At 70.6% G+C, this 11,393-nt stretch carries 9 protein-coding genes; 8 read left to right on the plus strand and 1 reads right to left on the minus strand.

Annotation, left to right across the window (positions count from 1 at the left end; all coding sequences use genetic code 11):
* The 8 genes from VF139_09550 to argF all read left to right on the plus strand — a co-directional run bounded on the left by VF139_09550 (position 1) and on the right by argF (position 10,533).
* The gene (locus VF139_09550; GenBank protein HEX6851640.1) at positions 1 to 1,794 is read left to right on the plus strand and encodes an ATP-binding protein; all 1,794 of its coding nucleotides are present in this window, start codon (positions 1 to 3) and stop codon (positions 1,792 to 1,794) included.
* A gap of 161 nt (positions 1,795 to 1,955) precedes the next feature.
* Positions 1,956 to 2,432, plus strand: a complete 477-nt coding sequence (locus VF139_09555) for a GspH/FimT family pseudopilin (GenBank protein ID HEX6851641.1) — start codon at positions 1,956 to 1,958, stop codon at positions 2,430 to 2,432.
* A 10-nt stretch (positions 2,433 to 2,442) separates the two neighbouring features.
* Positions 2,443 to 2,916, plus strand: a complete 474-nt coding sequence (locus VF139_09560; protein ID HEX6851642.1) for a prepilin-type N-terminal cleavage/methylation domain-containing protein — start codon at positions 2,443 to 2,445, stop codon at positions 2,914 to 2,916.
* Positions 2,917 to 2,927: 11 nt separating this feature from the next.
* Complete coding sequence (locus VF139_09565; protein ID HEX6851643.1) at positions 2,928 to 5,669, plus strand: prepilin-type N-terminal cleavage/methylation domain-containing protein; 2,742 nt, start codon at positions 2,928 to 2,930, stop codon at positions 5,667 to 5,669.
* A gap of 13 nt (positions 5,670 to 5,682) precedes the next feature.
* On the plus strand, positions 5,683 to 7,569 hold the full coding sequence (locus VF139_09570) for a pilus assembly PilX N-terminal domain-containing protein (protein HEX6851644.1): 1,887 nt from the start codon (positions 5,683 to 5,685) through the stop codon (positions 7,567 to 7,569).
* A gap of 21 nt (positions 7,570 to 7,590) precedes the next feature.
* Complete coding sequence (locus tag VF139_09575) at positions 7,591 to 8,136, plus strand: hypothetical protein (protein HEX6851645.1); 546 nt, start codon at positions 7,591 to 7,593, stop codon at positions 8,134 to 8,136.
* A gap of 49 nt (positions 8,137 to 8,185) precedes the next feature.
* Complete coding sequence (locus VF139_09580; protein HEX6851646.1) at positions 8,186 to 9,601, plus strand: sigma-54 dependent transcriptional regulator; 1,416 nt, start codon at positions 8,186 to 8,188, stop codon at positions 9,599 to 9,601.
* On the plus strand, positions 9,598 to 10,533 hold the full coding sequence (gene argF / locus VF139_09585) for an ornithine carbamoyltransferase (protein ID HEX6851647.1): 936 nt from the start codon (positions 9,598 to 9,600) through the stop codon (positions 10,531 to 10,533). Before VF139_09580 ends, argF begins: the two co-directional genes overlap by 4 nt.
* On the opposite strand, the gene ubiE is transcribed toward argF, so the two are convergent.
* Positions 10,530 to 11,249, minus strand: coding sequence for a bifunctional demethylmenaquinone methyltransferase/2-methoxy-6-polyprenyl-1,4-benzoquinol methylase UbiE (ubiE, locus tag VF139_09590; protein ID HEX6851648.1), 720 nt, complete (start codon positions 11,247 to 11,249; stop codon positions 10,530 to 10,532). The genes argF and ubiE overlap by 4 nt on opposite strands.
* Positions 11,250 to 11,393 lie beyond the last annotated feature (144 nt).

Below are 11,393 nucleotides of genomic sequence, written 5' to 3' on the forward strand. Positions count from 1 at the left end.
GTGGCGGAACCGCGCCTGGGCCGGTTCGGTTTCCAGCTCCGCGTGACGCTCGTCCTCCTCGTCCTTTTCCTGGCCGCCGCCGACCTCGTCAACCTGATGCTCCTCGGTCAGGCCCGGGAGGCGCTGGAGGTCGCGGAGTCGGAACGGGTGCGGTCCCGCGCGCGCGAGGTGGCCCGGGCGCTCGGGTCGGCGCCCATCGACGCCGCGGGGCTCGCCCGGACCGCGCGCGACTTCGACCTGCGCCGCCTCGCTCTGTTCGAGCCCGGCGGGAACATCCTCGCCGCTTGGCCCGAGCGCTCCCGGTTCTGGCCCGAGCTCGACGCGGACACGCGTGCGGCGCTCGCCGCAGGCCGCGCCGCGTCGTTCCGGGACTCCGGGGAGGGGAGGGACGGGATGGTGGCGCTCGTCCCGGTGCTCGATCCGTCGGGCGTGTGGCTGCGCGGGGTGGCGGTGGAGCAGGCGGCGCCCGCGCTCGCGACGGTCGAATCACGCGCCCGGACGCTCCGGGTGGTCCAGGCGATCGGCATCGTCGTGATCGGAGGGCTGGCGCTGGTCTTCGCGCGCTGGGTCAGCCGTCCCTACCGCAGCCTCGTCGCGGCGGCGGGGGACGCGGGACTCGCCCCGGTCGCGCTCGACGCGGACGGCGACCCCGACGCTCTCGCGCAGGCGTTCCGTCGCGTGGCCGAGAAGCTCCGCGAGCAGGAGGCCGCGCTCGGCCAGGCGGGTCGCGAAGGGGGCGGGCTCGGCGACCTCGTGCGATTCGCGACGGGGCCGGCGCGCGGGATGACGACGGGGGTCGTCGTGGTGGACCGCCGCGGAAAGCTCGCGGCGCTCAACGCCTCGGCCGAGGCGCTGCTCGGCGTGCGCGGCGTCGACGTGGCCGGTCAGCCGCTCGACGCCGCCGCGCGGGAGGTCGAGGGGTTGCGCGAGCTCGTCGTGGCGTGTCTCGAGCGCGGCCGGTCGGCCACGCGCGAGGTGCTCGAGGTGCGACGCCCCGACGGCCGCGGTGCGCACCTGGGGGTCTCGGTTTCTCCGGCGACGGCGGGCCCGTCGGGGGAGGTCGCCGGCGCGCTCGTCCTGATGACCGACCTCACCGAGATCCGGCGCCTCCAGGAACAGGCACGAACGCGCGACAACCTCGCGGCGGTCGGCCAGCTGGCGGCGGGAATCGCGCACGAGTTCCGCAACGCCCTCGGCACGATCCTCGGCTGGGCGCGGATGCTCGAAAAGCGCGACGACCCCAGGGTTCGCGGGCCCGCGCAGGAGATCATCAAGGAGGTCGACGCCGTGCGCGCCTCGCTCGACGAGTTCCTCCTCTACGCGCGCCCGCAGGAGCCGGCCCGCGTGCCGGTGGATCTCGACGACCTCGTCCGGCGTTGCGTGGCGAGCGCCCCGGAGGGGCTCGGCGTCGACGCGGAGGGGGAGTTCGGCACGGTCGTCGGGGACGAGGCCCTGCTCCGCCGGGTCTTCGGGAACCTCCTGCAGAACGCCGCGGACGCCGGGCGCGAGGCGGGGCGCGCCGTCTCGGTGAGGATCGTCGGCCGCAGGAGCGGATCCGGACGGCACGTCCAGATCGACGTGGAGGACGACGGCCCGGGCATCCCCCCCGAACGCCGCCGCGAAGTCTTCGTGCCGTTCTTCACCACGCGGGCGAAGGGGACGGGGCTCGGGCTCGCCCTGGTGCAGCGGACGCTGGTCGACCTCGGCGGAAGCGTGGAGGTGGGGGACGGGCCGAGGGGCGGGGCCTCCTTCCGGATCCGGCTTCCCCTGCACGACGGCGACGGCGCAGTGTAACGAAATGTAACAGGCACTCCCGGCCGAGGGAGGACAGCCGCTGCGCCGGCAGCGGAGCCATCCTCGCAAACCATTGAATCTTATCGTCTTGTGTTCGGCGCGGACCCCGGATCGCCGTGGCACGCCGGATGCTGTTCCGTCTCGTCGATCGGAGGGACGTGATGAACCCGAGGGTGCGGAGTACATCGAGGGGCTTCTCGGCGGCCGAGCTGCTCATCGTCATCGCCATCATCGGCCTGCTGGTCGCCGTGGCGGTGCCGCTCGTGAACAACCAGGTCCGTCAGGCCAAGGCCCGCGGCGCGGCGGACGCGATGGGGGTCGACCTCCGGGCCGCACGCATGCTCGCGGTCACCAAGCAGCAGGACATCCCGTTCGTCCTCGAAGTCGATCCGGTCAACGCCTACCGGTACACCGGCAACGACGGAAAGGTCCGCCGGTTCGTGCTCCCGGTGGGGGTCCGCATCCTCGGATCGTCCACCCCCACGACGATCACCTTCCGCCCGAACGGCTCGATCGCCGCCCAGGCGACGACCGTGGTCGAGATCGCGATGTCGGGATCGGCGACGGCGAAGGAGACCTACACCATCGTGACGTCGACGGCGGGGATCCCGAAGACGACCAAGACCCGGACGAACTGAGGAGGGGGCGATGCACTCGAGGAACGAACGCGGATTCAGCCTCGTCGAGCTCATCCTGGCGCTCGGTCTCCTGGCCGGCGTCATGCTCGCGATCGCGGGGATGTTCTCCATCGGCGGAAAGCAGGTGAAGAGCGGACGGACCTCGAGCGAGGCCCTCGCCGTCGGCCGGCAGATCCTCGAGGAGATGAACGGCTGGGCCTACCGGCAGACCTACGAGAATTTCGGGCTCGACGGGGCGGCGGCGAGTTATTCGGTCGACACGCGTGCGAACACGAGCACCTTCGCCCAGAAGTGGCACGCGACCCTGCAGTCGAAGCTCGGGGCGAGCGCCTACGCCACGATCGCGCTCTCGTCGGTCGTGGGCACCGGCACCGCTCCCGTCATGAACAGCGCCGTCGCGAAGAACTACCGCGTCACGGTCACCGTGCACTGGAACGAGATCACCCGTCCCCGGACGGTGACCGTCGCCACGGTGCGCATGTGAGGAGGACCGCCATGGATCCCGCGAAACTCGCCCGCCGCCGACCCGACAGCGGTCTCACGCTGGTCGAGATCCTCGTCGCGACCGCCGTGCTCGCGATCGCGATCGTGATCGCGCTGATGATCTACGACCAGTCCCGGCGCTCGTTCAAGCAGGGCGAGAACGCCGTGGAGCAACAGCAGGCGGTCCGCATCGCGTTCGACCGGCTCAACGCCGACCTGCGGATGGCGGGGTACAACTACAACCCGGACGGCAACGTCGCTTCGGTCGACGAGCAGATCGAAGCGGCGTACGACGGCGCGATCGTCATCCGCGGCGACTTCGACGGCCAGGAGGAGCCCGCGCTCGTCGGCCCCGCGGCGGCGTCGGTCTCGGTCGGCAACGACGAGATCGTGATCTACGCGCTGAGCAAACCCGAGTGGATCTCCTCCGGGACCGGCGGCCAGACGCTCACCTTCAGCGCGGACGTCCAGGAGGAGCCGCGCGACGGCGAGGTCGAGACGGTCAGCGTCCCCAACGTCGCGCTCGTCCAGACCGCGGCGGAAGCGCCGTACACCCTCTACCGGATCACGCTCAACGCGGACGAGAGCACCTGGGGGAGCGGCGGGTTCATCACCCGAACGCCGCTCGTCGAGAACATCCGCTCGATGACCTACCGCTACTTCGGGCAGACCCAGACCCAGATCAACACGCTCGACCTCGGCTCGGCGACCGACGACATCGGCGGCGCCGAGACCGCCGCGTCCAAGGCGACCCGGCTGGGAATCCGCCGCGTGAACGTGTCGCTCATCGGATTGACCCGCGATCCCGACATGAACTACGTCGACCCCGCCGACGCGGAGCCGAGCACGCGGAGGTACCGGAAGTTCGAGCTCGTCGGCGACGTGACCCCGCGCAACCTCGGGATGAAGGGGATCCGCGACCTGATCGGCGATTCCAGCCCCCCGTCGCAGCCGGGAGCGCCGACCCTGCTCGCCGGCCACTGCGGGGGGCTCTACGTGTCCTGGCCCCCGAACGACGCGGAGGAGGGCGTGACCTCGTACCGCGTGCTCATCGGCACGACGGCGGGAAGCCCGACCTCCTCGCGCAGCTCGAGCACGAACGCCGCGTACGTTTCGGGGCTGACCACGGGGACGACCTATTACGTCGCGATCACCGCGCTCGACGCCGCGGGCAACGAGTCCATCCGGTCGAGCGAGCGCAACGCCGCGGTCACGAACACGACGGTCCCCTCCGCTCCGGCGACGGTGAGCGCGACGGACTCCCAGCCGGACGCCGTCAACGTGACGTGGACCGCCGTGACGACGAACACGGCGGCGCTCGCCGGAGATCCGCAGTCGCCGACCATCCGCGACCTGGCGGGTTATCGCATCTACCGCGGAACCTCGGCGAACTTCAGCCCCGCGGCCGGGAATCGGATCGTCGACGAGACCGTCTCGAAGCCGAGCCCCACCCCTTCGGCTCCGGACACGACGGTCGTCAACTGCCGCGACTACTTCTACAAGGTGCGCGCGGTGGACTCCTGCGGGACCGAGTCGGACGACGCCCCCGGGGCGCTCGGCGAGGCCGGGCGCGCGGAGAGCGAGGTCGAGCCGGCGACGCCGCAGAACGTGCAGGCGTTCATCACGGGAGTGAGCCGCGTCACGGTGTCGTGGGACGTCGTCAACGAAAACATCAAGGGCCAGCCGATCCGGATCGACGACTACGAAGTCATCGGCCGGCGCTGCCTGATCCTCGACACCGACTGCCAGAACGATCCCAGCGGTTACACCCCCGTCGGCACCGCGACCAACGGCAATCTGAGCCTGGTGGACACCGGTGCCTCCGGGATCGACGTCCTCAGATCCTGGTACTACCGGGTGCGGGCCAAGGACGATTGCCCGAACTACTCGAGCTGGTCGGAGCTGGCCACCGCGCGGTGCACCTTTCTGGGCAGCCTGACCTGGGTCACGCCCAACGACGGCGACCCGGTGTCGGGAGTGACGCCGATCCGTGTCGCGGCGTACAGCGCGGGCGTCGAGACCTACGCGGACGCCAGCCTCACGATCGTCCACGGCGCGTCGGGGGCGACGGAGACGCGCATCCTCAGCCCGCGGGTCGTGGGCGACACGACGTATTTCGAGTACGACTGGCTGGCCACCCCTCCGGGGCAATACACGCTGACGATCACGGTACCCAACGCGGGGGGGTGCACGAAGTCGAGCTCGATCCAGCTCAACGCCGCTCCCACGGTGGCCTGTTGCCTGTCGTTCAACCCCGGAGTCGCCGGTGCGGCGCGGTTCCTCAGCTGCACGAACGAGACCACGGACGGGAACGATCAGGAATGCCGGGACCTGAACTACAAGTTGTGGAACAACGCGTGCCTGACCTCCGTGAGGGTCGACTCGCTGACGATCGCCTGGACCAACGTGAAGGCACCCCAGCTGACGCGTCCCGCGCTCCTGGAGGAGGTCTTCTTCGGCGGCAGCAGCGTCTGGGTCCCCGGGAACGCGGCGACGCCGGCGTCGACGACGTTCTCCTCCAGGCCACCGCTGGTGCCGTACACCCGCAACGCGGCGAACACGGTCGATGTGACCTACCGGTTCGCCGACGAGATGTCGCGGGAGGCGGGCGGCAAGCATCAGCCCGTCGACACGACGTTCAACTTCACCCTGCTCGATTCGGCCGGCGCGCCCACGGGGATCACCGGAACGTGCGGCGTCCCGAACGGATTCAGCTTCTCCGTGCCCGATCCGCTCAGCACGACCACCCCGTAACCGGAGGACGACGATGACGAACCCGACGATGCGACTGCCTTCCCCGCGCGCGCGGGAGCGCGAGCGCGGATCGGCTCTCGTGATCGCCGTCCTGGTGACGGTGATCCTGACCCTGCTCGGCGTCGCGTTCCTGCTGATGGGCGAGACCGAGAACAAGATCGCCGAGAACGAGAAGCTCTCGGCGCAGGCCCTCTACTTCGCCGAGGCGGGGACGCGACAGGTCAAGCGCTGGTTCGACCGCCCGCGGGGCACGACCGGGTACAACTGGAACCTGCACAACCCGCCGCCGGGCGTGTTGCGGCGGGACCTCCGGATCCTCGATCCCGACGGTCCGGGGCCGACGGCGGCGGCGGCGACCGACGGCAACGCGGGAGGCGCCCTGCCGAACTACAAGCAGGGGGTGGACGTCAACCTCGACGGGTTCGACGATGTCTTCGACCGTCCCTACCGGCCGACCCCGCTCGACATGTTCATGGGGACGGCCGACGGGCCGGACATCCGCATCGACCGCGCGTTCAACAACGCGTCGAAGGCCTTCCTCGACACGTTGTCCGAGCGCCTGCTCGCGAACTTCCCGGTCGCGGCGGCGAACATCGCCGCCCGGATCTCGCGCATCGACGTCTACTCGGCGCCGTACCTGCAGATCGGGCCGAACTGGACCCGTTACGGCGTGGCGACCGTCGCCGTCACCGCCCAGATCGTCAAGACCGAGAACGCCGTGGAGCGCGTGCTCGCGCAGCGCACCATCCGCGCGGTGATCAACGAGACCCCGTACCCGGGCCCGTTCGGCCCGCTGCACTCCTGCGACATGCTGAACTGGAACGGATCCTTCCGGGTCCACTGGGGCGCGGCGACGGCCAAGGGGCCGGGAGTCTCCGACATCCCGAGCAACATCAACTCGAAGTTCGACCGGAGCCTGTCGCGCCTGAAGCCCCCGAACGGGAAGGCCGAGGCGTTCTACAACGGCGATTCGGCGACCTTCACGGCGATGGCGACGGCGCTGGAGACGGCCGGGACCACGATCCCGGATCCCTGGTTCCGCTTCCTCGCCGGAGGCAACGTGGACGACTGGCCGTCGGCCGACGACCAGTACGAGCCGCCCGACGCCCCTCCGGCGGCCGGGGCGGACTACATCGATTACTCCAACATCATCCGGAACGTCCCCAACGTCGGGTGCCCGGACTTCGACTACGAAACCTGGAAGACGATCGCGCAGTCCGGGGGGAGCGACGTCTACTACTACACGTGGGTGTCGGGCGACCAGTTCCGCCTCAACAGCTCCGGCCCGCCGACGGCCTTCGCCACGATCACCGGCGGGAAGACCGGCCTCTACTTCTTCGACACCAAGAACTCCGCCCGGCCGGCGGACGACTACAGCAACCTCACCCCCGAGGTGCAGGTCCAGGGCGGCTGGCAGGGGTTCCGCGGGTTCATGTACCTGAACTCCGAGACCTTCACGATCAACGGCGCGCAGGCCGTCGCCGCCACGTACACCTTTCCCGGGGAGCCGTACTTCGACACGAACACGAACGGCAAGTGGGACACCGGCGAGCCGTACGTGAATCTCAACTACAACTCCCTGGCCGCACGGGGCGACGACCTCGAGGCGGATCCGGCGGACACGTACGGGTCGGGCGCCGGCCGGGTCTACAACCGGAAGGGCGCGTCGGTCCCGGGCACCGCGGACATCTGGGGGATCGTCTACAACACCGGGGAGTTCGACGCGCAGGGCAACCCGGTGATTCTCGGCTCGATGATCACGAAGAAAGGGCAGTCGAAGTCCGCCGGTACGGCCGATCTCTACTGGGACCCCAAGCTGATCGACGAGTGGCCGCCGTCGGACTGGGATCTGCCGCGCGTGGTCATCACCCGGTACGAGACCGATCCGTCCACGAACTGATTCCGGCGCTACAGTAGGCGCATGAGACCTCTTCTCGCACTCGTCGCCCCGCTCGCGCTCGTCGCGTGCGGGGCGCCCGCGCCCTCCCAGCCGAAAGAGCCCCCTCCGATCGTCGAGATGCCGCGGCGGGCCGCCGAGCCGGCGAAGCCGGCGGAACCTCCGGCGCCGCCGGCGGAACCGGCGCCGGGGCCGCCCCCCACCGCGACCCTGATCGACCTGGGAGGCACGCCGCCCCCGGCGCCGCCTCCCGCGCCGCCCCCGACCCCTTCCGCCGCGGCGAACGAGAAGCCCGACGCCGCGGCCGTCGCGATGTCGAACCGGCTCGAGCGCGAGCGCCGGGAGCAGCGGGTGAAGGAGGCCGAGGCGACGATCGCCGAGCTCGAGAAACGCCTGCTCGCGATCGCGAACCCGTTCCTCCCGCGGCCGCAGCTTCCCCCCGAGGAAGCCGAGGCCTGGCAGGGGCTCGACGGGGTCAAGCGGCGCGAGCGCGTGAACAAGCAGCTCGAGGAGGCGAGGACCGAGCTCGAGGCCGCGCAGCAGTCCCTGAAGGCGCTCGGGGGCAACTGACCTGCCGCGTCTTGCCAAGATCGTCGCGCGGCCGGTACCCTTCGCGCCGATGCCCCCCATCCTGCTCGTCGAGGACCGCGATTCCCTCCGGGCGGTGCTCCGCCAGACCCTCGAGGCGGAGGGGTACGAGGTGGAGGAGGCCGCCGACGGCAAACGCGCCGTCGCCGCGCTCGGCGCCTCGCGCTACCTCGCGGTCGTCACCGACCTGAAGCTCCCCGGCGCGGACGGTCACGCGGTGCTCGCGGCGGCCCGCGAGGCCGATCCCGACCTCCCCGTCGTCGTGATGACCGCGTACGGCACCGTGGAGGACGCCGTCGGCGCGATGAAGCAGGGGGCGTTCGACTTCCTCTCGAAGCCCGTCGACCCCGATCACCTGGTGCTCCTGCTGCGGCGCGCGGTGGAGCGCCGCCACCTGCTGGACGAGAACCTCCTCCTCAAGAAGGAGTTCGCGGAGCGCCTCGGGTTCCCGAGCATCATCGGCGAGTCCTCGGCCCTGGTGGAGGTGATCCGGCGGATCCGGAAGGCGGCGCCCGCGGACGCGACGGTGCTGCTCGAAGGGGAGTCCGGAACCGGCAAGGAGCTGTTCGCCCGCGCGATCCACCACCTCAGCCCGCGCAAGGACGCTCCGTTCGTCGCGATCAACTGCGCGGCGATCCCCGAGACCCTCCTCGAGAGCGAGCTGTTCGGCCACGAGAAGGGGGCCTTCACCGGCGCGTCGTCGGCGCGCGCGGGGCGCTTCGAGCTCGCGGATCGCGGCACCCTCTTCCTCGACGAGATCGGCGAGCTCGGCGCGGGGGTGCAGGCGAAGCTCCTCCGCGTGCTGCAGGAGCGGAAGTTCGAGCGCGTCGGCGGGAACCGGACGATCGCGGTGAACGTGCGGATCGTCGCCGCGACCAACCGCGACCTCAAGGCGGAGGTCGGCGCGCGGCGCTTCCGCGACGACCTCTACTTCCGTCTCGCCGTGGTCACCGTGACGATCCCCCCGCTGCGCGACCGTCGCTCGGACGTCGCGCTCCTCGCGCGTCACTTCCTCGAGAAGTACCGGCGGGAGATCGGTCGTGACCGACTCGAGTTCTCGCCCGAGGCGCTCGAGGCGCTGCGCGCCCATCGCTGGCCGGGCAACGTCCGCGAGCTCGAGAACCTGGTCGAGCGGGTGGCGATCCTCGCCGAGGGGGATCGACTCGAGCCGGGCCATCTCGGCCTCGAGGGAGTCGCCGCCACCCCGACCGACCTCGCCGCCTTCGCGCGCGTCGTCGGGCTGGACGGCGGTCTCGACGCCGTGTCCACGCGTGCGCGGGACCTCGCCGAGCGGCTCATGGTCGAGCGCGCCCTCGCGGAGACGGGCGGCAACAAGACGCGCGCCGCCCAGATGCTCGACGTGAACTACAAACGCCTCCTCGTCCGCATCCGCGAGCTCGGGCTCGAGAGCGAGCGCGAGGAAGAGCCCTCCAAGGAGACGCCGTGAGCCGACAGGAACTGGCAGGACGCGACGTGATCTCGCTGCTCGACTTCACCCCCGACGAGGTGGCGTGGCTGATCGAGCTGGCCGGGGAAGTCAAGGCCAACCCCAAGCATTACGCGCAGGCGCTTTCCGGCCGGACGCTGTTCATGTATTTCGAGAAGCCCTCCCTCCGCACGCGCGTGACGTTCGAGGCGGGCATGACCCAGCTCGGGGGCCACGCGATCTACTACACCGCGCAGGAAGGGAAGATCGGCGTTCGCGAGAGCGTCGAGGACGTCGCGCGCAACCTCGAGCGGTGGGTGGACGCGGCGATGTGCCGGACCTTCAGTCACAAGCTCGTCGAGGACCTCGCGCGCCACGCCGAGATCCCGCTCGTCAACGGACTGACGGACTGGCTTCACCCCTGCCAGGCGCTCGCGGACTTCCTGACGCTGTCGGAGGTCGAGGGGGAGCTCGCCGGCAAGCGCCTCGCCTACGTCGGAGACGGCAATAACGTGGCGCACTCGCTGATGGAGGCGGGCGCGAAGCTGGGCGTGCACGTCGCCGTCGTCACCCCTCCCCGCTTCGAGCCCAACGCCGCGTTCGTCGAAAAATGCCGGGCGGCGGCGGCGGAGACCGGCGCGCGGATCGAGGTCGGCACCGACCTCGCGCTCGTGGAGGGCGCGGACGCGGTCTACACGGACGTGTGGGCCTCGATGGGGCAGGAGGCCGAGGCGGCCGCCCGCATCGCGGCGTTCCGCCCCTACCAGGTCAACGCGGCGCTGATGGCGCGTGCGGGGAGCGACGCGATCTTCATGCATTGCCTCCCCGCCCATCGCGGCGACGAGGTCACCGACGAGGTCGCGGACTCGCCGCAGTCGGTCATCTTCGAGGAGGCCGAGAACCGGCTCCACGCCCAGAAGGCGGTGCTGCTGGCGGTGATGGGGGGAGGCTAGAGGCCTTTCATCGCGGTGTGGACGCAGACCACCCCGCCGGTGAGGGGTTTCCACCCGGCGGCCGCGAACCCCGATTCCCGGAGCAGTCCCGCGAGGGCGGGGGGCTCCGGGAAGTCCCCGATCGTCCGCGCGAGATACCGGTAGGGGCCCTCGTGCCCCGCGGTCGCGTCCCCGATCCGGGGGAGGACGCCGTTCAGGTAAAGACGATAGAGCCGGCCGAAAACCGGTCCGGTCGGGGTGCTGAACTCCAGGATCACGAGGCGTCCTCCGGGCTTGAGCACCCGGAGGATTTCCCGGAACCCCCGGCTCCGGTCGGCGAAATTCCGGACTCCGAAGCCCACCGTCACCGCGTCGAACGAATCGTCCGCGAAGGGAAGGCGAAGCCCGTCCCCCTCCACCAGACTGCAGCGGTCGGCGACCCCTTTCCGGCGGAACTTCGGGGCCGCTCGGGAGAGCATGGGGTGGGCGAAGTCGCAACAGACGACCCAGGCGGCGGGTTCCGCGCGGGCGGCCGCGACCGTGAGGTCGCCCGTGCCCCCGCAGAGATCGAGGATCCGGCCGGGCTCTCCCATCGCGACCTCGCGGACCGCGAGGCGTCGCCACCTCACGTCGAACCCCAGGCTGAGCAGACGGTTGAGGAGGTCGTAGGTCTTCGCGATCGCCCCGAACATCGCGCGGACGCGTCGGGGATCGCGCCTTTCGGGGGACGGCAGCACGGCGCGACTATAGCAGCGGGAACGGGAGGGTCCCTTGACGGTCCGCGAGGGGGCGTGCTAGAAAGTCGCGTTCGTCCCGGGCATTTCCGTGTCCATGGCCCGTCCGCGGAAGGGTTTGCATGAAGACGTACGTTCCGAAGGCCG

Source organism: Candidatus Polarisedimenticolaceae bacterium, assembly GCA_036376135.1.
Taxonomy (GTDB): Bacteria; Acidobacteriota; Polarisedimenticolia; order Polarisedimenticolales; family DASRJG01; genus DASVAW01.